Source organism: Erysipelothrix urinaevulpis (genome assembly GCF_009828835.1).
Lineage (GTDB): Bacteria > Bacillota_I > Bacilli_A > Erysipelotrichales > Erysipelotrichaceae > Erysipelothrix > Erysipelothrix urinaevulpis.
The window spans coordinates 1-20,089 of sequence record NZ_WTTB01000012.1 but is presented as its reverse complement, the minus strand read 5'-3'; the positions used below and the strand labels follow the sequence as shown (position 1 = coordinate 20,089).

Sequence of the window (20,089 nt, the reverse complement as noted above, 5' to 3'; positions counted from 1 at the left end):
CGCAGACCCTTACTGTTCCTGGCAACGAGGTACAAATGAAAATACTAATGGATTATTAAGAGAATACTATCCGAAAGGTATGGATTTATCTTTAGTTACACCAAATGACCTAGAAGAAAAAATAGGAGGCTTAATACAAGACCACGTAAGTGTATAAATTTCTATACACCTCAAGAAATATTATTTGAGAACGAAGTGTTGCGCTTAATTTGACAATTAATCTACATAAAAAAGTTCTGTTCATCATTTTAATGACGAATAGAACTTTTATGCTATTTATAACTTAAGTATTGAACTGATTTCTTTGAGATTCTTTGGTATATTTAATAAATTTTGTTGTAACATACCTTGTTTGTGAGCATAGTCAATCGTTTCTTTAATTCCTTGGTAATAATGATTAATATTGTATAAAATAGTTGGTTTATTATGGATTCCTATTTGATTCCACGTTGTCACTTCAAATATTTCTTCAAATGTACCAAATCCCCCAGGTAATGCAATAAAAGCATCGGCTAACTCAGCCATTAGAGCTTTTCGTTGATGCATAGTATCGACAAAATGAATTTTTGTTAAATGTTCATGGGCTATTTCATTTTTAATGAGATCTTGTGGCATAACACCAATAACTTTCCCGTCTAGCTTCAGCGCTTCATCCGCAATGATACCCATAAGGCCGACATTGGCACCACCATAAACTATTTCGATATCTTTGCTCACTAAATAGGCAATGAGTTCTTTACTCTGCTCAATGATCTCTAAATCATGGGGTGTTTTAGAACTACAGAAAATTGCGATTCGTTTCATCATGACCTCCTAATTGTGTTTGTTTGAATTATATCACTCCTTAAGGGGATTTGCACTGGTTTAAATAATGATTAAATGTCGATATTGTGGTAAACTGTAAACATGTTCGAGGTGATTATATGGATAAAGAAGAACGTAAAGTTAGCATTAAATTAGAGCGACATCGATGGCCTGATGAGATTGCAAAGGCCAAACGAAAACGTCGCATTCAAATAGGTACAGTTTTTGCTTTAGTTTTTACTTTTTTTATGGGATGGCAAAGTAATAATTTTCTAAAAGGAACGTCTGCAGGGACCTCTTCAAGTGAATTGAATCGTTTTAATCGCGTATACCAGGATGTTTTAGATTATTGGTTTTTTGCTGATCAGTACGAAAACCCGGAAAAAGAAATCCTTGATAATGCAATTAAAGGGATGCTAGAACTTAATGGCGATCAACACACAAATTATTTGACCGCACAAGAGTCCAATGATCTAGCAAGTTCTATTGATCGAGATTTTGTAGGTATTGGGGTTCAATATTTAGGTGGTAATTCTAATATGATTACTCGGGTCTTTAAAGAGTCACCTGCGGAAAAAGCTGGCATAATTGCTGGAGATATTATCTACAAAGTCGATGGACACTTGATTGATGGCAAGGATAGTGATCAAATTCGTGACCTGATTGTTGGAAAAGAAGGTAGTCAAGTCAACGTAGAGATTAAACGTGGCGATCAAATGAAATCTTTTGATATTGAACGTCAACAAATCAACGCTCTTGCATGGGGAGAAACACTTGAGGAAGGTGTTGGTTACTTGGAAATATCCTCGTTTGGTAATAATCTAGGCGAAGCAATTAAGGTATATTTAGATGATATGCAAGCGAATGGAGTTGATCGTCTAATCATAGATCTTCGTGATAATGGTGGAGGATATCTTCATGCTATACAAGAAATTGCTCCAATATTCTTTGATAACAATGACGTTGTTTATCAAGAGAGTTTTAGGACAAAAAAACCTAAGGTTTACAATGTAAATCAAAGCGAAAAAGCAAATTACGATTTTAAAAACATTGTCTTATTAGTTAATGAAAATTCTGCAAGTGCTTCGGAAGTTTTAGCAATTGCGATGCGTGAAAATTTAGAAACACAAATAATAGGTGTGAATACTTATGGTAAAGGTACTGTTCAAATTCAAAAGAAATATACTGATGGTAGTGCATTAAAGGTTACCTTAGCGAAGTGGCTATCACCTCATGGAGACAGTATAGACAAAACAGGAATTAAACCAGATTTTGAGGTTAAATTAGCAGATATATTTTATACTGAATTTATTGATTTAAACGATCGAGTTGTGAAGTACGACAGTGTGGATGAAGCGGTAATCTATGTTCAAAAAGCATTAAGTTATCTTGGCTACCATGATGGTCGTAGTGATGGATATTATGATGCGAAAACAAAAGCAGCATTGAAGACTTATCAAGGAAATGAGGGTTATCATCAAACATCAGACATCACTCAAGAAACCTTATTAAATCTTTATAGTTCTGTGGTGTCAGATTGGTCGATGAACAAAAAGGATAAAGATAGTCAATTACACAAAGCAATTGAGGTGGTAAAACGTGGATCATAAATTTGATTTAGTCTCTAAATTTGAGCCGAAGGGTGATCAAGTAAAAGCTATTTCACAACTCATTGATGGTTTAGAACAAGGTAAAAAAGAACAAGTTCTTTTGGGTGCGACAGGAACTGGGAAGACCTTTACTGTCAGTCAAGTTATTGCGCAGGTCAATAAGCCAACGTTGGTCTTTGTTCATAATAAAACATTAGCAGGTCAACTTTATTCAGAATTTAAAGAGTTTTTTCCAAATAATCGGGTTGAATATTTTGTTTCGAATTTCGATTATTATCAACCAGAAGCGTATATACCAGGTAGTGATACCTATATTGAAAAAACATCGATGATAAATCAAGAGTTAGATATGCTTCGTTTATCAGCACAAAATTCTATTTTGGAACGAAGGGATACAATTGTGGTTGCATCGGTTGCGAGTATTTATGCAACCAGTGATCCTGATTATTATAGTGCAATGCTTTATACATTACGTGTAGGGCAAGAAATTAGTCGTGAAGAGTTGATGATGGATCTGGTTAAACGACAATACACTCGTAATGACATTGAACAATCTCGTGGGACGTTTCGCGTTCGTGGTGACGTCGTAGAAATAATTTTAGGTCACACAGATGACATAGTGATTCGCGTTGAATTTTTCGGCGATGAAATTGATCGAATTGTTGAGCTAGATCGGATTAACCAAACGGTGAGAGAGGCCTATAAGATTTATCATATTTTCCCTGCAAATGAATATGCTCGGGATATGGAACACATTAAAAAAGCATGTCTAAAAATCGAAGAGGAACTCTACGAAAGACTCAATTATTTTAAAACAGAAGATAAATTATTGGAATATCAACGGTTGAAACAACGGACAGAATATGATTTAGAGGCTTTAAGGGAGTTTGGCATGTGTTCTGGTGTAGAAAACTATTCGATGCACATTGATGGTCGAACAGAGACACAACGTCCATTTACCTTGTTTGATTATTTCCCTGATGATTATTTATTTGTTGTCGATGAGTCACATGCTTCATTACCTCAAATACGAGGGATGTATAACGGGGATCAATCAAGAAAAAGAACCTTGGTCGAGTATGGATTTAGACTACCAAGTGCACTTAACAATAGACCCATGACCTTTGAAGAATTTGAAACAGTTCAAAATCAAACAATCTATGTCTCTGCAACACCAGGTGACTATGAGTTAGAAAAAGTGAATCATCAGGTTGTCGAACAGATTATTCGTCCAACGGGTTTACTGGACCCAACCATTGAAATTAAGCCAAGTGAGGGTCAGGTGGATGATTTATTAGAACAAATAGAGTTAAGAAAACAAAGAAATGAACGTGTTTTGATTACCACTTTAACCGTTAAAATGGCACAAGAACTTAGTTCGTATTTGCTTGAAGTTGGAATTAAAGTTGCATATTTACATCATGAAACTAAGACACTGGAACGAATTGAAATATTACGTGATCTAAGACTTGGGAAATATGATGTTGTTGTTGGGATTAACTTACTAAGAGAAGGTCTTGACTTACCTGAAGTTAGTTTAATTGCAATTTTAGATGCAGACAAAGAAGGTTTCTTAAGATCTTATCGTTCACTTGTTCAAATTGTTGGTCGTGCTGCTCGTAATGAGCATGGTCATGTCATAATGTATGCAAATAGGATGACGGATTCAATGCGGAAAACAATTGATGAAACTCAACGTCGTCGTGATATCCAGATTGCCTACAATGAAAAACATGGAATCACACCAAAAACAATCATTAAAGAAGTAAGAGATGTGATTGCTGGAAAAGAGACACAAGTTCTAACTAAAAAAGTTAGAGAAGGTCATAAAGACAAAAAATCAATCATGGAGCTTATTGAAAGATTGGATAAGGAAATGCGTGAAGCAGCAGCAGTTCTTGATTTCGAACGAGCCGCTCAATTACGAGATGTGATTATGGAAATGAAATCAGAAATATCATAACGGTACTTATTGTACCGTTTTTTAACAGTTGCATATCAAGAAAAAAACAAGCAAGAACATGCTATAATTTAACCATTGGAGGTTGTCATGGAAAAGGATAAAATAGTAATAAAGGGTGCAAAAGAAAATAATTTAAAAAATATAGATATTGAAATACCACGTAATAAATTGATCATAATGACTGGATTATCAGGCTCAGGAAAGACATCTTTAGCGTTTGATACAATCTATGCAGAAGGCCAACGTCGCTATGTTGAATCATTGAGTCCTTATGCTCGTCAATTTTTAGGGAATATGGAAAAACCAAATGTTGAGCTCATTGAAGGGCTATCGCCATCCATTGCAATTGACCAAAAAACAACCAGTAATAATCCACGGTCAACCGTTGGAACAGTTACGGAAATATATGATTATTTACGTTTGTTATATGCACGAGTTGGGACAGCATATTGTCCAAATCATGGCATTGAGATTACATCTCAAACTGTTCAACAAATTGTTGAACGAGTCATGGAACTAGAGGATCGTTCTCGTCTTGAGATACTCGCGCCTGTTGTGCGAGGAAAAAAAGGTGAGCACAAAGAACAATTAGATCATCTTCGCAAAGAGGGATATATCCGACTTTATGTAGATGGAGAAGCAAGAACTCTCGAAGAAGACATTGATTTAGAAAAAAATAAAAAACATGATATTAGTGTCGTTGTCGACAGAATTATAAAAAAAGATGATAGTCGCTTTCGCTTGAGTGACTCGATTGAATTAGCTACGAGTTTAACAGAAGGGCTTGTTATTATTAAACATGACGAGAAGACTTTAACATTTTCGACTCACTTTTCTTGTCCGGAATGTGGGTTTAGTGTTGCATCAATTGAACCTAGATTATTTTCATTCAACTCGCCAATGGGGGCATGTTCAGAATGTAATGGTATTGGCGTGACTCAATCAGTCGAGATTGATTACTTAATTCCAGATCCTACATTATCGATTAGTGAAGGTGGTATCCGTTATTATAAGAATATTGTGAACACACAAAATATTGAATGGCAAACATTTGAAGAATTGTGCAAACATGCGAAAGTTGATATTGATCAACCGATCAATACGTATACAAAAAGACAGTTAGATCTTCTACTTTATGGAAGTAAAAAACCAATTAAATATGCAATTCATTCACGCTCAGGAAATAGTTTCCATCGCAATGAAATAATTGAAGGTGTCATTACTTTGATAGAACGTCGTCATCGAGATACAACGTCTCAAAGTAGCCGTGAATGGTATGCCTCATTCATGGGTGAAAATATCTGTACCAAATGTCATGGACAACGTTTGAATGAAGAAGCGTTAAGTGTTCGAGTCGATGGTTTAAGCATTAGTGAATCTACAGAAATGTCAATTCAAGACGCTCTTAATTTTATTGAAAATTTAGAATTGGATGACATGAAAGCTAAAATTGCGGACTTAGTGATTAAAGAAATTATTTCCCGTTTGACGTTTCTAAAAGATGTAGGTTTAGATTATTTGACATTAGACCGAATCGCTGGAAGTATGTCAGGTGGAGAATCACAACGAATTCGTTTAGCGACACAAATTGGCTCTCGCCTTACAGGTGTTTTATATGTCTTAGATGAACCATCAATAGGACTCCATCAACGTGATAACAGTCGCTTAATCGAGACATTGAAAAGTATGCGTGATTTAGGTAATACCTTAATTGTTGTGGAACATGATGAAGAAACGATGGAAGAAAGTGATTGGATCGTTGATATTGGTCCTGGTGCCGGAGAACATGGTGGTTATGTGGTTGATAATGGACCGATTGAGCAAATTAAAAACAATGAAAAATCAATAACAGGTCAGTATCTCAGTGGTCGTAGAACCATTGAAACACCGAAAAAACGTCGTAAAGGCAATGGAAAATTCTTGACTGTTAAAGGTGCAAAAGAAAATAATTTAAAGAATGTGAATGCTAAGTTTCCACTTAACACATTCACAGTTGTCAGTGGTGTGAGTGGAAGTGGAAAGTCATCTCTTGTAAATGAAGTTCTCAGTAAAGCAATTTATCACTCTTTAGGACGTCAACGCATTAAGGTTGGAAAGCATAAGGAAATTGTTGGACTTGATAATATTGATAAACTCATTACCATAGACCAAAATCCAATTGGTCGTACACCTCGCTCTAACCCAGCAACATATACTGGTGTCTTTGATGACATTCGCGATTTATTTGCGAAAACTCCTGAAGCGAAAATGCGTGGGTATGAGAAAGGGCGATTCTCATTTAACGTCAAAGGTGGCCGATGCGAGGTATGTAAGGGAGATGGTGTGAAACGAATCTCGATGCATTTCTTGCCGGATGTCTATGTTAAATGTAGTGAGTGTCAAGGAAAGCGTTACAATGAAGAAACACTTCAAGTTCACTATAAAGAGAAAAACATTTTTGATATTCTGGATATGAGTATCGACGAAGCATCTGAGTTTTTTGCCCCGATCCCTAAGGTAAATAAGGGATTGAAGACATTGCAAGATGTTGGTTTAGGGTATATTAAACTAGGTCAAAGTGCAACGACGTTATCAGGTGGAGAAGCACAACGTGTAAAACTGGCAAGTGAACTACAACGACCATCAACAGGGAAAACTGTTTTTGTTCTTGATGAACCAACGACAGGACTTCATACCTATGATGTTGAAAAACTAATTGCAGTCTTGCAACGGATTGTTGAAATGGGAGACAGTGTCATTGTTATTGAACATAACTTAGATGTCATAAAATCCGCTGATTATGTCTTTGATTTGGGTCCTGAAGGTGGCGATAAAGGTGGTTATATTGTTGCGAAAGGTACCCCCGAACAAATAACTAAAGTTGAAGAAAGTTATACTGGACAGTATTTAAAGAAAGTCTTGGAGAAGGAGCGTCAAAATGGAAGATAGAGCAAGTTGCAGTGTAAAAGATTTTGTGAATCATTTTAATTTTGAACAAACGACAGGAGATAAATTTTCACTCAATCGAAGAATTACAGTCCCAAATACCAATCGTCCTGGTCTTGAACTGACGGGATTTTATGATCATGTTGAACATAAACGAATTATTATTATTGGGAATAAGGAAACAGCTTATTTAGAAAAGTTAGATTCAAAAACAAAATCAGAGCGGTTTGATCGAATCACTCACGAAGAAACCCCAATGATTTTAATTACTGGTGGAAATCAGTGCCCCCCTGAACTGTGTAAAATAGCAAAAGATAAGAATTTCCCTGTCTTTAAAACAGATGAACCAAGTTCAGATATCATGGTAGAAATGGTTACATATCTTGATGAAGTTTTAGCACGAACGACCAATGTTCATGGCGTATTAATGAACGTTTTTGGTAAGGGTGTATTAATAATTGGAGATAGTGGTATGGGTAAAAGTGAAGTATCATTAGATTTAATTCTTCGAGGCCATTCCTTGATTGCGGATGATCGTGTCGATATTTCTAGAGTGAAAGATACTATTATTGGAACAGCACCTGAATTATTAAAAGGGATGCTAGAAATTAGAGGGATTGGTATCATTGACGTTACTCACATGTATGGGGCAAGAGCTCATTTGGAAAAAGGTGAGATCAACTTTGTTGTGGAATTCAAGAAGTGGGATGACAATGCGCAGTATCTTAGAGCGGGTGTAGAAGATCAAACATATTATCAAACGCTTGGCTTAGATATTCCGCTGTTGACCTTCCCTGTAAAAGAAGGGCGAAACTTGTCAGTCTTAGTTGAAGCAGCTGTTCAGGACTTTATGTTGAAACAACGTGGCATTAATACAGCTCATCTCTTTGATGAGCGAGTCATGGAATACATTAAAAAACAAGGGGAAAAGGAGTTAGAAAATGATTAAATTTTTTCCTGAAACAAAAATATTTTTAGAAATTGGTCCGGTTCAAATTGCTTGGTATGCGGTTTTAATCATGACAGGTGCTTATCTAGCCTACATGGTTAGTTTGCGTAATCTTAAAAAAGTAGGTTATAAAGAAGACGATGTGGAATCATTGTTTTTTGGCGCCTTGCTCTTTGGGTTTTTAGGAGCAAGAGTATGGTATGTTTTATTTTCTGAATTGGGTGCATACTTGGCTGATCCAATCCGAATATTCGCAATTTGGGAAGGTGGCTTGGCTATCCAAGGTGGCTTGATTGCTGGTGTAGCTTATGGTTATGTTTTTACCAAAAAGCGAAATATAAACTTTTGGCAATGGGCAGATCTAATTGTCCCTAATATTATGATTGCGCAAGCAATTGGTCGTTGGGGAAATTTCATGAATCAAGAAGCTTATGGTAACATCGTGTCAGAGTCATATTACCGCTTGTTCCCGAGCTGGTTTAAAGAGATGATGTTTATTGCAGGTGAATATCGACAACCAACTTTTTTCTTTGAAAGTGTTGGAAATATTATCGGCTGGATTCTGATTGTCTTTGTATTGAAACGTTTTAGTAAAGTAAAGCGTGGCGATTTAACATTTGCATATATGATGTGGTATGGAACAATTCGTTTCTTTATTGAAGGAATGCGAACAGACAGTTTAATGTTTTTTGGCCTAAGAATGGCTCAAATTATCTCAATACTCTTTGTCGTAATTGGGGTATTAGGTTATCTTGGCTTCTTCAAAAAATGGATGAATACGCCTCGAAAACCAGTTATTCTCTTTGATTTTGATGGCACATTAATGGATACAGAAAGTAGTATAAAACAAGCTTTTGTTGCTGTATTTAAAAAATACAAACCAGATTATACTTTAAGTGATGAAGAATTACAATCCTTTATTGGACCTACACTTCACGATAGTTTTGCAAAGTATTTTGATGAGGATATCATTGATGAACTTGTTGATTATTACCGCAAGGTAAATTTAGAACTGCACCCAGAATTTGTTAAACCGATGCCACATGCTCTTGAAGTATTAGATGAACTTAAGGCTGAGGGTTATCGAATGGGAATTGTCTCAAACAAAGCTCGTGTTGCGATGAACTGGCCTTTGGATGAATTTGAGATGAGACAATATTTTGAAGTAATCTTAGGTTTTGGTGATTTTGAACTTGTTAAACCAGACCCATCAGGCATTGATTTAGCGTTAGATCAAATGAGTGCAGGACGTGATCAATTAATTTATGTCGGTGATACAGTGTCAGACATGGTTGCAGGTGCAAGGGCAGGAGCATTTACAATCGCGTACAATTTTGATACTATCTCTAATGAGGACAATCTAAATGGTAAGCCGAATCGAGACATTGATGATTTACGCGTAATTTTAGACATTCTTAAGGAGGATCATGAATGGACAAGAACTATGATGTAATTATCATCGGAGCAGGACCAGCAGGGTTAACTGCTGCGGTATATGCCGGACGTGCTGGTATGAAAACAGCGATGCTCGAATCAGAGGCACCAGGTGGAAAAATGATTAAGACAGATTTGATATGCAACTATCCAGGGATCAATGAAATAACTGGAGTTGACTTATCAATGAAAATGTTTGAGCATGCGAATGCAAATGGCACACAATACTTATACGGTAATGTTGTTGGTATTGAAGACCAAGGTGACTTTAAGCTTGTGAAAACAGCTGACGGTAACGAATATAAAGCATATGTTGTGATTGTAGCAACCGGAACAAATGAAAGGACACTTGGTTTTCCTGAGGATGAGCAACTTCTAGGAAAAGGTCTATCATATTGTGCTGTTTGTGATGGTGCTTTCTACCGTCAGAAAGACGTTATTGTTATTGGTGGAGGAAACTCAGCGCTAGAAGAAGCGGTGTTCTTAACCCAATTTGTCGATAAGGTTAAATTAGTCATTCGTCGCGATGTTTTTAGAGGTGACGAAATTGCGCAACGCCAAGTATTAAATAATCCAAAGATTGAAGTAATTCGTAAACACTTACCTGTTGGGTATCTTGTTGAGGATGATCATATTGCAGGGATTGAATTTGAAAATGTTGAGACGAAAGAACGTGTCAATATTACAGCAGACGGGGTGTTTCCATATATTGGAGCCATTCCAGCAACAGAATTCCTACAAGACCTAAAGGTCCTTAACGATGAAGGATATATTATCGCTAATGAAGAACTTGAGACTTCGGTACCAGGTATTTATGGCGCAGGAGACGTGGTTGAAAAAGGATTACGTCAAATCGTTACAGCTGCTGGTGATGGTGCAATCGCTGCACAAAATGCTTTCCAGTATATTCAAAATTTAAAAGCAAGAGATTAATTAATGAAGGACTAAAGCCTAAAATGCTTTGGTCTTTTTTTATGTATTCTCATGTGAACTTACACTAAACCAAAGAAAACCATCAGAATTTTGCTATAATAAACATAAGAGGTGGATCATGAAAAAGAATACAGTAGTTTTAGTAACGGGGCTATCAGGGGCTGGCAAGACTAGTTCGATGGCTGTTTTGGAAGACTTAGGGTATCATTGTATCGATCGTTTTCCTGAAACCATGGTGGATGAATTAATTAATACAATTCATGAAGCGAACGACCCAAGATATCAAAAGTTAGCCTTATCGGTAACCGCCGTTGATTTTAAAACATTTTTTAATAAATTCAAAAATACAGATGTTGAATTAGTCGTTTTATTTTTGGATGCATCAAAAGAACAATTACTTCTAAGATATAAATATAACCGAAGAAATCATCCCTTAATTGTAGCGAACATGGCTAATAGTTTAGATGAAGCAATCGATGCGGAAGTTAAAGAGTTTTCAAATATTAAAGGCTCGGCAACGATTATTATTGATACAAGTTTTTTGAGCTTGCAAAACTTGACGTCTCGAATCAAGCGTTTTTTCACTTACGAAGATAAAGCATCTTTAGCAATAAGCTTTATTTCGTTTGGGTATCGTAAAGGCTTGCCAATGGATGCGGATTTAGTGTTTGATGTACGATTTTTAAACAATCCTTATTGGGAAGAACACCTCCGTGACAAGAGTGGAAATGATTTGGATGTCTATTCATATGTCATGGAAGATTCATTAACAAAAGACTTTCTTGAATACTTGCTACCATTTTTAAATTATGCGTTTGAACGTTATGTCGATGAATCGAAACATCATTTAACCGTCGCAATTGGCTGTACGGGTGGTCAACACCGTTCAGTATCACTCACCAATTTTCTTTATAAACATTATCGAAAAGAGTATAAAGTATTTAAAACTCACCGTGATGTTGTGGAGTTTAACGAGCAATGAAGGTTGTAGTTATTGGTGGCGGAAAAGGCCAATCAACAATCCTTCGTGGACTTAAAAAACACCATTTTGTTGAGTTATCAGCGATTGTTACGGTGGCTGATGATGGTGGAAGTACAGGGCGCCTTCGCGAAGATTTTGATATGCCTGCCATGGGGGATGTTCGAAATGTTATTATGGCTTTAGCAGAATCAGAAACCATTCTTAACCAAGTGATGGATTTCAGATTTAAAGAGAATTCTCGGTCCGATTTAGCAGGCCATAGTTTAGGAAACTTAATCTTAACAGCCTTAACAGAAACGACAGGAGATTTTACAGAAGCCATTGCATCAATGTCGAGTTTTCTTAATGTTGAAGGGAACGTTATTCCATCAAGCCCAGATAGCTTGACCTTAGTTGCTCGTATGCAAGATGGAACGATCGTTCGTGGTGAGTCAAACATCCCCGAGTATAAAAACAGCATTAAGCATGTCTATTATGATCAAGAAGTTCAAGCAAGCACTCAAGCGATTGAAGCCATTATGAATGCGGATGTTATTATTTTTGGAATTGGATCGATTTATACGTCTATCCTTCCTAACATTATTATTCCAGGCATTAAGAATGCTTTAAGTAAAACGAATGCTAAGTTTGTTTATTACTGTAATGTGATGACTCAGCCTGGTGAAACTGATGGTTTCACGGTGCGTGATCATATACAGGCAATCGAAACTCATGGTAATATAGAAATTGACGCAGTCGTTCTAGCAAATGATCAACTTCCACCTATGATTTTAGATTTATATATTGATGAAGGCAGTACGCCGGTCAATGGGGATGTAATCTTGCCAGGATATACAGTGATTCATCAAGAATTGCTCGATTTTGATGGTGGAGTTATTCGCCATGATTCTCAAAAAGTATATCAAGGCTTTGCTAAAGTTTTGGAGGCGATAGAATGTCCTTTAGCAGTGAAGTAAAACATGAAATAACAACAATGCCGGTAGAGGTTTGTTGCATGCGTGCACAAATTTCATCTTTTCTACATATTAATTCATCTTTGGTCATTCGTAATCGTCAGCTAATGATTGAAGCAGAGATAGAAAATGCAACTATTGCAAGGCAGATGTATAAATTAATCAAGGATTTGTACGACGTTGACATTGAACTTACAATTTTTAAAAAACAAAATTTAAATAAAAATAACATTTATGTTTTAACTGTACAATCTGGTGCTGAAAAAATCTTAAATGATATTGGTATTTATGAAGATGGGCGGATTACGCATCGTCCAGCACCACATATAGTAGAAAAAGAATGCTGTGTCCGTTCTTATTTAGCGGGAGCATTTTTAGCGAGTGGGAGCATTAATGCGCCAACAAGTCGTCATTATCATTTAGAAATATCGACATTGCGTAAAGAATTGGCACAATATATGGTTCAGTTACTCCAACAATTCGATATGGACGCGAAAATTATCCAACGTCGTTTACGTTATGTTGTCTATATTAAAGCAGCTGACAAAATCGCTGACTTCTTAAAAGTTGTGGGAGCATATAATAAAACAATGGAGTTCGAAGATATTCGTATTCAAAGAGATTTTAAAAACTCTTTAACACGTTTAGATAATTGTGAAGTAGCCAATGAGGTAAAAACAATTAAAGCAGGAAGTAAGCAATTAGATGCAATATATAAATTAATAGAAGCAAATCAGTACAACAATTTAGATGAAAAAATTATCATGGTGGGAGATCTTCGTATGAATCATCCCGAATCAAGTTTAAATGAACTTATTGATGAGTATGAAATGAGTTACGGAGAAACGATTAGTAAGTCTGGATTACAACATCGATTTAAGAAAATTATGACCTTAGCAGCAAAACTAGAAGAAGATTAACCATTCATGATATAATTAGCAAAAGGCGGTGGAATTTATGGCATATCTAGTGCTACTCTTATTAACAGTTTTATTAATTATGTTTTTACCACAACTTATTTATTTCGCTTTTATGTTGTGGATTGTGATTTCTGTTGTGAGAGTTTTATTTCCAAAAAGAAATACATATCAAAATCAAGGACGAACATATAAAACGTATGAACAACCAAATCAAAGACAATCTCAAAATACACAGAATCAATCTCGTGGAGATATTATTGATGTTGAATTTACAGAACGTGATGTAGAAGATCAATAGAATTGAGGGATGAGTGTGGACAAGGAAAAAACTGATCAAAAACAACAACTATATCGTTATTACCTCTCACATGATAAAGAGAAAAGTAAAACTTTTTATGATGCGATTTTTAATTATGACTATGATGAGACAGAACAGCGTAGTGTGGATGTAGATGGTGAGATACTCGCGGTCGGTTCGATTCGTCCTAAAATTCTTTCATTGCATGGCAATTTATTAAAGACAAGTATAATTCAAGCGCCAATTTATAAAGATAAAGATTTTGGTGAAGCGCTTTTTTTAGAAATGTTAGCAGAATCTTCACGTCATGACTTAGTTAGCTTAGTTTATCCGCGTCATGATTTTGATTATTCTAACTATGGCTTTGAGACTGTTGTAGAACATTACCAATATAATATTCCGGTAGATAGTCTGCCAAAGATGAATGTTGCTGGGATTGTTATGGAACCAGAAGCCAAAGATTTATTAGCGGTATACCAACGATACACTGACCATTTCACAGGTTATTTTGAACGAAGTGTTGACGAGTTTGAAAAATTGATAAAAATTTATCGAAACTTAGGAGGCGGAGTTCTTGGCTTTTATGGTGAAGGCCAATTGGAAGGTTATGCATTTTATATCCGTCATCAATCATTTGTTGAAGTGAGTGAGTGTTGTTATGACACCAGTGGCACCTTACTTTCTTTGCTAAGTTTTTTAGCGAAAGGGATGGCACGTTTAGTGTTCATAGCGAGTGAGTCGGAGCATATCCATCGCTTATTGCCTGACGTTAAACGGGTTAAAGTACCATTTCTGTTAGCACGTGTGAATGATCATGAGTTATTTGAGCGCCTTTTCCATATTAAAATTATTAGTGCATATTCAGGTTTCCATGCTTTTGGGAAGCCGGTATTTAATCGAAACTTAATTCCTTAATATATAAAGGAAAGAAAACTTTAAAAATAACAGTGGATGATATGCTTGTTTGAATCGGTAATTTATTGGATAAGTTATTCTTATCACAATTGACAACCATTCTATATGGTATATAATAATACTGTCAGTAACAAGGAGGAAGTATATTTATGACAGTTAAAGTAGCAATTAATGGTTTTGGACGTATCGGTCGTTTAGCATTCCGTTATATCTTTGGTTCAGAAGATATGGAATTAGTAGCTATTAACGACTTAACAGATGCTAAAACATTAGCACATTTATTAAAATATGACTCAGCACAAGGTCGTTTCGATCATGAAGTTGAAGTTAAAGATGGTGCGTTCGTCGTAGACGGTAAAGAAATTAAAGTTTACAGCGAAAAGAACCCAGCAGACTTACCATGGAAAGAATTAGGTGTTGACGTTGTTATCGAATCAACAGGTGTATTCCGTACAGAAGAAAAAGCTGGTCTTCACTTAGAAGCTGGAGCACGTAAAGTTATCATTTCAGCTCCTGCATCAGGAAACATCAAAACAGTTGTTTATAACACAAACCATGACATCTTAGATGGTAGCGAAACAGTTATCTCAGGTGCTTCATGTACAACAAACTGCTTGGCTCCAATGGCAAAAGTATTAAACGATGAGTATGGAATTGTTAATGGTACAATGACAACAATTCATGCATACACAAATGATCAAAACTTGTTAGATGCACCTCATGGTGATTTACGTCGTGCACGTGCAGCAGCAACAAACATCATTCCTGCATCAACAGGTGCAGCTAAAGCAATTTCATTAGTTATTCCTGAATTAGAAGGAAAATTAGATGGAAATGCTCACCGTGTTCCAGTTATCACAGGTTCAATTACAGAATTAGTTGTAGCTGTTGAAAAAGATGTAACAGTTGAACAAATCAATGCAGCTATGAAAGCAGCAGCTAATGAGTCATTCGGTTACACAGAAGAACCATTGGTATCAGCAGATATCATCGGTATCTCATACGGTTCATTGTTTGATGCAACACAAACAAAAGTTCAAACAGTTGGCGGCGTTAACTTAGTTAAAGTTGCTTCATGGTATGATAACGAAGCATCATACACAAATCAATTAGTACGTTTAGCACATCACGTTGCTTCATCATTCTAATTCGATTAAAAAAAAGCTTATTTAAGACATTCTCAATTGAGGATGTCTTTTTGATTGTGTTATACTTAACAGTAGGATATGGAGGTATTGTATGTTACTTTTTAACTCAAAAACTAACAAATTGGAAACGTTTGTTCCAATCAATGAAAATGAGGTAAGGATGTATGTTTGTGGGCCAACGGTTTATAATCATGCTCACATTGGAAATGCTCGTCCAATTGTTGTCTTTGATCTTTTGAGACGTGTTTTAGTTGAGCATGGATATCAGGTTCACTACGTCTCTAACTTTACAGATATTGACGATAAAATTGTGAATAGGGCGAAGGAAGAAAATAAAACTGAAAAAATGGTGTCTGAAGAGTATATTGATGCTTATAATTTAATTCGTAAAGATCTTCATGCCAACTTTATTGATGCATGTCCTAAAGTAACTGACAATATAGCTATGATCATAGAGTTTATTGATGAATTAATAAAAGCAAATGTGGCTTATAATGTTGATGGGAATGTGTATTTTAGAGTTGAAAAAGTTGAAGGTTATGGTCAAATATCAAACCAAGATCTCGAAGCACTGCAAGTTGGTGCGCGAATTGAAAAAAATCAAGAGAAAGAGAATCCACTCGATTTTGTTTTATGGAAAAAAACAAAAGAAGGGATATCATGGGAAGCGCCGTGGGGAAATGGGAGACCGGGCTGGCATACTGAGTGTGTCGTTATGATTCATAATGAATTTGGGGATAAAACAATTGATATTCATGGTGGGGGCCAAGACTTGAAATTTCCACATCATGAAAATGAATCGGCACAAAATCGTGCACTGCATCACCATGATCTTGCAAATTATTGGGTTCATAATGCAATGTTGAATATTGATAATGAGAAAATGAGTAAGTCTTTGGGCAATGTTCATTGGGCCAAAGATTTTATTGAAGAGTTTGGTGCGAATATTACACGTTGGGTTTTATTATCGACACATTATCGTTTAACGTTAAATATTACGGACCAATTGATTCAACAGTCATTAAAAGAAGTTGGACGTATTGAAAGTGCTTTGAATAAAGCAGGTATTGAATTACAACGTCGTGGGGTAACGGATGACTCCTATGATGTTGAATATTTCAATAAGTTCATGAGCGCGCTCTATGATGATTTGAATGTAGCAAATGCCCAAAAAGAGTTGTTTGAAGTTTTGAAGACTTTGAATCAGGCTATTCGTCAAAAAGATGTAGCTGCTATGAGTGTTGATTATCAAACACTATTGAAAATGATAGATGTTTTAGGTTTATCATTTGATTTGATTCAAATAACAACGAAGGATATTGAACACTTGAATTTGTGGGATCAACTTAAAAAAGACAAAAATTTTGAAGAAGCGGATAAAGTTAGGGATATACTGACAAAGCGAGGAATTATTTAGTGAACCATTCAGGGAATGTATTGGCATTCATTGGGGATGCTGTCATGTCATTACAAGTTAGAGAATATTTAGTTTCCTTGGGATTAACAAAAACAAAAGAGTTACAGGAAACCTCTGTTAAGTTTGTAAGTGCAGAAGCTCAATCAAAGTTCATGACTAAAATGCTGGATGACAACATTTTATCGGATGATGAATTAGCGATTTATCGTCGTGGACGAAATGCGAAATCAGCTTCTGCTGCAAAGAACGCTGATATCAAAGACTATCGAATTGCGACAGGATTTGAAGCATTGTGGGGGTATTTACATATGTCAAAACAGCTTGAGCGTTTAGAGGAGCTTTGGGAGTTATTTAAAAGTGAGGTAGAACTATAGTGGAAATAGTTTATGGAAAAAATACGGTAGAGTCTTACCTGAAAAATAAAAATAAAAAAGTGAAGAAATTGTGGTTGTTGAATACAAAAGCATCTGAAAAATATGTAGAGATTGCCAAGAAGAACAATTTACCATATGCCTTGGTGAATAAAGCAAAACTTGATTCGTTGTGTAAGGAACGTCATCAGGGGTTTGTTTTAGAAATCGAAGGATATGATTATGTTAGTTTGGAGTCAATAGCAACAAAGAAAGAACATAATTTAATTGTCATGTTGGATGGATTGGAAGACCCTCATAATTTAGGAGCTATTTTGCGCACTTGTGATGCGATTGGAGTTGACGGGGTGGTAATTGGTAAGCACCGTTCAGCTTCATTGAATGCGACTGTTGCTAAGGTATCAACAGGGGCAATTGATACGGTTGATGTCCATCAAGCAACAAACCTTGTGAATGCATTGGGCTATTTAAAAGAGCAAGGATTTTGGGTTGTGGCTGCTGAGAATGGGATTGACGCAGTTTCGTATACAGAATTTCCAGTTGATATGCCAATCGTCTTGGTGATGGGGTCTGAAGGTAAAGGAATTTCCAGATTAGTCATTGAGTCTAGTGATATAAAAACTACAATTCCAATGAATGGGACTGTTAATTCACTGAATGTATCAGTAGCAACCGCAGTTCTATTGTTTGAAATAAATCGGAGAAAATAACAATTAAATTAGGAGGGGTCGTTTGATTGATGATTTTGAATACTTGTATATGATCCGTAAAAAAGATCAGTGGGCAATGGATGTTATGATGGAAAAGTATGACCGTCTAATATGGAGCAGAGCCCATTTTTACTATAATATGTATCGACCACAAGGGATCACAGTACACGATTTGTACCAAGAAGGTCAAATAGCACTTGTCGCTAGCTTTTTTTCATATGAAATTAATCGAAAAGTAGGCCTGGCTTATTACATTGATCTGTGTGTATCTTCAAGGATAAAAACAGAATTGCGACGGTGTCGAGGGTTTTCATATAAAATGTTGGACACTTCGTGTTCATTAGATATGAGTATATCGGAAGATGATAGTTTGTGCCTTGGTGATATGGTTACTCGAGCTGATTTTCTAAATAATCCTTCGCTATTAGCACAATACAGTGAAGCAAAAATTGTGTTGCAAGAAATATGTAAAGAACTCAGTAAACAAGACCAAGAAGTCTATCGATTAAGAGAAGAAGGTTTTTCATACAAAGAAATTGGTTTATTATTGGGAATTGATGATAAAAAAGTGGATAATATTGTGCAGAAAATCCGACGAATCATTCGTTCTTATAATCAAAATAAAATTGACTAAATAAGCTGTATATGGTAAAGTTAGAGAACACGAAAGTGGGGTTTTTCTTATGGCGCAAAAGCGTGAAAAAATAATATTAGTATGTGAAGATTGCTTATCAAGAAATTATTCCACTTTTAGAAATTATTCAAGTGTTGATAGGCTAGAATTAAAAAAGTTTTGTAAACGATGTGGAAAACACACAATTCATCGTGAAACAAAATAGGAGGAATAGTGCATGAAATGGTTCACTTTAGCAGGAATTAAAGAAGAAGTTAGAAAAATACATTGGCCTGATAGAAAAGAAATGACATCTAATACAACAATTGTTCTTTCATTTGTTCTTTTCTTTATGGCATATTTCATCATTACAGAGTTCGTTTTAGTTGCTGGACTTAAATTGATTGGAATTGGTGGTTAGAAAATGGAAGAAAAGCAATGGTATGTTGTTAATACGTATTCAGGACATGAAAATAGAGTTAAAGAAAATTTAGAATTGCGTGTTGAATCAATGGGTATTCAAGATTCACTCTTTACTGTATTAGTTGCTGAAGAAAAAGAAATTGAATATAAAAATGGTAAAAAAGTAGAAAAGATGAAAAATCTATTTCCAGGATACTTATTTGTTGAAATGATCATGACAGATGAAGCGTGGTATGTTGTTCGAAATACACCAGGAGTTACTGGATTTATTGGGTCATCGGGTGGTGGAGCAAAACCGTTCCCAGTTTCACCTGATGAAATTGAGTCGATTCTTCGTCGTATGGGATTAAGTGATAAAAAACTTGTTGTGGATTTTGAAGTTGGAGATACTGTTAAAATATTATCAGGACCGTTTGTTGGTGTTGAAGGAACCGTTGATTCAATGGATGATGATGCACAAACTGCTACAGTTCTTACTATTTTATTTGGTCGTGAGACACCAACTGAAATTTCATATGCAGATTTGGAACGAGTTGTATAAACTAAGATTAAAGTTTAAAGCTTTACCCCGAGTGGGAAAAGCTTTTTTTTCGTTGATAAATTAGTATATTAAGTGCAACACTAATAAAAAAGACTCATAACGGTCTCGTGGTAAAATGTATTTGTCGATACAACCAGGAGGAAACGTCATGAGCTATAAACATATTACCATAGAAGAACG

The 20,089-nt window shown here is 35.7% G+C and carries 20 protein-coding genes and 1 pseudogene; 20 read left to right on the top strand and 1 reads right to left on the bottom strand.

Annotated elements, in window-relative coordinates; translation table 11 throughout:
• A pseudogene (locus GVV10_RS09510) lies at positions 1–213 on the top strand (transposase); the annotation flags it as partial.
• Positions 214–276: 63 nt separating this feature from the next.
• Here the strand turns inward: GVV10_RS09510 and GVV10_RS09110 are convergent.
• Entirely contained in the window at positions 277–804 is a 528-nt protein-coding gene (locus GVV10_RS09110) for an LOG family protein (protein WP_159521902.1), read from the bottom strand.
• Between the two features lie 119 nt (positions 805–923).
• On the opposite strand from GVV10_RS09110, the gene GVV10_RS09105 reads away from it, so the two are divergent.
• The 19 genes from GVV10_RS09105 (at position 924) to nusG (ending at position 19,909) form a co-directional block, all read left to right on the top strand.
• The gene (locus GVV10_RS09105) at positions 924–2,414 is read left to right on the top strand and encodes a S41 family peptidase (protein WP_159521900.1); all 1,491 of its coding nucleotides are present in this window, start codon (positions 924–926) and stop codon (positions 2,412–2,414) included.
• Positions 2,404–4,377 carry an excinuclease ABC subunit UvrB gene (uvrB, locus tag GVV10_RS09100; protein WP_159521898.1) on the top strand — a complete coding sequence of 658 codons (1,974 nt, stop codon included), beginning with the start codon at positions 2,404–2,406 and terminating at the stop codon, positions 4,375–4,377. The genes GVV10_RS09105 and uvrB overlap by 11 nt, the downstream gene beginning before the upstream one ends.
• A gap of 87 nt (positions 4,378–4,464) precedes the next feature.
• A complete protein-coding gene (uvrA, locus tag GVV10_RS09095) occupies positions 4,465–7,305 on the top strand; it encodes an excinuclease ABC subunit UvrA (protein WP_159521897.1) in 2,841 nt (946 codons plus the stop codon).
• Positions 7,295–8,251 (top strand): HPr(Ser) kinase/phosphatase, encoded by a 957-nt coding sequence (hprK, locus tag GVV10_RS09090; protein ID WP_159521896.1) that lies wholly within the window; start codon positions 7,295–7,297, stop codon positions 8,249–8,251. The genes uvrA and hprK overlap by 11 nt, the downstream gene beginning before the upstream one ends.
• Entirely contained in the window at positions 8,244–9,704 is a 1,461-nt protein-coding gene (gene lgt / locus GVV10_RS09085) for a prolipoprotein diacylglyceryl transferase (protein ID WP_159521895.1), read from the top strand. Before hprK ends, lgt begins: the two co-directional genes overlap by 8 nt.
• Positions 9,683–10,618 carry an NAD(P)/FAD-dependent oxidoreductase gene (locus GVV10_RS09080; protein ID WP_159521894.1) on the top strand — a complete coding sequence of 312 codons (936 nt, stop codon included), beginning with the start codon at positions 9,683–9,685 and terminating at the stop codon, positions 10,616–10,618. Before lgt ends, GVV10_RS09080 begins: the two co-directional genes overlap by 22 nt.
• Positions 10,619–10,736: 118 nt before the next feature.
• Positions 10,737–11,600, top strand: coding sequence for an RNase adapter RapZ (rapZ, locus tag GVV10_RS09075; RefSeq protein WP_159521893.1), 864 nt, complete (start codon positions 10,737–10,739; stop codon positions 11,598–11,600).
• Entirely contained in the window at positions 11,597–12,556 is a 960-nt protein-coding gene (locus tag GVV10_RS09070; protein WP_159521892.1) for a gluconeogenesis factor YvcK family protein, read from the top strand. The genes rapZ and GVV10_RS09070 overlap by 4 nt, the downstream gene beginning before the upstream one ends.
• Positions 12,535–13,473, top strand: coding sequence for a DNA-binding protein WhiA (gene whiA / locus GVV10_RS09065; protein ID WP_159521891.1), 939 nt, complete (start codon positions 12,535–12,537; stop codon positions 13,471–13,473). The genes GVV10_RS09070 and whiA overlap by 22 nt, the downstream gene beginning before the upstream one ends.
• A gap of 37 nt (positions 13,474–13,510) precedes the next feature.
• Positions 13,511–13,771: a hypothetical protein gene (locus tag GVV10_RS09060; protein WP_159521890.1), complete on the top strand. Its 261-nt coding sequence runs from the start codon at positions 13,511–13,513 to the stop codon at positions 13,769–13,771.
• Positions 13,772–13,786: 15 nt separating this feature from the next.
• A complete protein-coding gene (locus tag GVV10_RS09055) occupies positions 13,787–14,686 on the top strand; it encodes a GNAT family N-acetyltransferase (RefSeq protein ID WP_159521889.1) in 900 nt (299 codons plus the stop codon).
• Between the two features lie 149 nt (positions 14,687–14,835).
• Complete coding sequence (gap, locus tag GVV10_RS09050; protein WP_159521888.1) at positions 14,836–15,834, top strand: type I glyceraldehyde-3-phosphate dehydrogenase; 999 nt, start codon at positions 14,836–14,838, stop codon at positions 15,832–15,834.
• Between the two features lie 91 nt (positions 15,835–15,925).
• Positions 15,926–17,251: a cysteine--tRNA ligase gene (gene cysS, locus GVV10_RS09045; RefSeq protein WP_159521887.1), complete on the top strand. Its 1,326-nt coding sequence runs from the start codon at positions 15,926–15,928 to the stop codon at positions 17,249–17,251.
• Entirely contained in the window at positions 17,251–17,625 is a 375-nt protein-coding gene (locus GVV10_RS09040; protein WP_159521886.1) for a Mini-ribonuclease 3, read from the top strand. Before cysS ends, GVV10_RS09040 begins: the two co-directional genes overlap by 1 nt.
• Positions 17,625–18,332 carry a 23S rRNA (guanosine(2251)-2'-O)-methyltransferase RlmB gene (rlmB, locus tag GVV10_RS09035; RefSeq protein WP_328705633.1) on the top strand — a complete coding sequence of 236 codons (708 nt, stop codon included), beginning with the start codon at positions 17,625–17,627 and terminating at the stop codon, positions 18,330–18,332. Before GVV10_RS09040 ends, rlmB begins: the two co-directional genes overlap by 1 nt.
• Positions 18,333–18,354: 22 nt before the next feature.
• Positions 18,355–18,966, top strand: coding sequence for a sigma-70 family RNA polymerase sigma factor (locus GVV10_RS09030; RefSeq protein ID WP_159521885.1), 612 nt, complete (start codon positions 18,355–18,357; stop codon positions 18,964–18,966).
• A gap of 49 nt (positions 18,967–19,015) precedes the next feature.
• Positions 19,016–19,171: a 50S ribosomal protein L33 gene (rpmG, locus tag GVV10_RS09025; protein ID WP_159521884.1), complete on the top strand. Its 156-nt coding sequence runs from the start codon at positions 19,016–19,018 to the stop codon at positions 19,169–19,171.
• 12 nt (positions 19,172–19,183) lie between these two features.
• The gene (gene secE / locus GVV10_RS09020) at positions 19,184–19,366 is read left to right on the top strand and encodes a preprotein translocase subunit SecE (protein WP_159521883.1); all 183 of its coding nucleotides are present in this window, start codon (positions 19,184–19,186) and stop codon (positions 19,364–19,366) included.
• A gap of 3 nt (positions 19,367–19,369) precedes the next feature.
• The gene (nusG, locus tag GVV10_RS09015; protein ID WP_159521881.1) at positions 19,370–19,909 is read left to right on the top strand and encodes a transcription termination/antitermination protein NusG; all 540 of its coding nucleotides are present in this window, start codon (positions 19,370–19,372) and stop codon (positions 19,907–19,909) included.
• Positions 19,910–20,089: the final 180 nt, after the last annotated feature.

What these genes read in the sequence shown, in the direction of transcription:
- GVV10_RS09110 (WP_159521902.1), bottom strand. Translation starts at nt 804, where the DNA reads ATGAAACGAATCGCAATTTTCTGTAGTTCTAAAACACCCCATGATTTA.
- GVV10_RS09105 (WP_159521900.1), top strand. Translation starts at nt 924, where the DNA reads ATGGATAAAGAAGAACGTAAAGTTAGCATTAAATTAGAGCGACATCGA.
- uvrA (WP_159521897.1), top strand. Translation starts at nt 4,465, where the DNA reads ATGGAAAAGGATAAAATAGTAATAAAGGGTGCAAAAGAAAATAATTTA.
- hprK (WP_159521896.1), top strand. Translation starts at nt 7,295, where the DNA reads ATGGAAGATAGAGCAAGTTGCAGTGTAAAAGATTTTGTGAATCATTTT.
- lgt (WP_159521895.1), top strand. Translation starts at nt 8,244, where the DNA reads ATGATTAAATTTTTTCCTGAAACAAAAATATTTTTAGAAATTGGTCCG.
- GVV10_RS09080 (WP_159521894.1), top strand. Translation starts at nt 9,683, where the DNA reads ATGGACAAGAACTATGATGTAATTATCATCGGAGCAGGACCAGCAGGG.
- rapZ (WP_159521893.1), top strand. Translation starts at nt 10,737, where the DNA reads ATGAAAAAGAATACAGTAGTTTTAGTAACGGGGCTATCAGGGGCTGGC.
- GVV10_RS09070 (WP_159521892.1), top strand. Translation starts at nt 11,597, where the DNA reads ATGAAGGTTGTAGTTATTGGTGGCGGAAAAGGCCAATCAACAATCCTT.
- whiA (WP_159521891.1), top strand. Translation starts at nt 12,535, where the DNA reads ATGTCCTTTAGCAGTGAAGTAAAACATGAAATAACAACAATGCCGGTA.
- GVV10_RS09060 (WP_159521890.1), top strand. Translation starts at nt 13,511, where the DNA reads ATGGCATATCTAGTGCTACTCTTATTAACAGTTTTATTAATTATGTTT.
- gap (WP_159521888.1), top strand. Translation starts at nt 14,836, where the DNA reads ATGACAGTTAAAGTAGCAATTAATGGTTTTGGACGTATCGGTCGTTTA.
- cysS (WP_159521887.1), top strand. Translation starts at nt 15,926, where the DNA reads ATGTTACTTTTTAACTCAAAAACTAACAAATTGGAAACGTTTGTTCCA.
- rpmG (WP_159521884.1), top strand. Translation starts at nt 19,016, where the DNA reads ATGGCGCAAAAGCGTGAAAAAATAATATTAGTATGTGAAGATTGCTTA.
- secE (WP_159521883.1), top strand. Translation starts at nt 19,184, where the DNA reads ATGAAATGGTTCACTTTAGCAGGAATTAAAGAAGAAGTTAGAAAAATA.
- nusG (WP_159521881.1), top strand. Translation starts at nt 19,370, where the DNA reads ATGGAAGAAAAGCAATGGTATGTTGTTAATACGTATTCAGGACATGAA.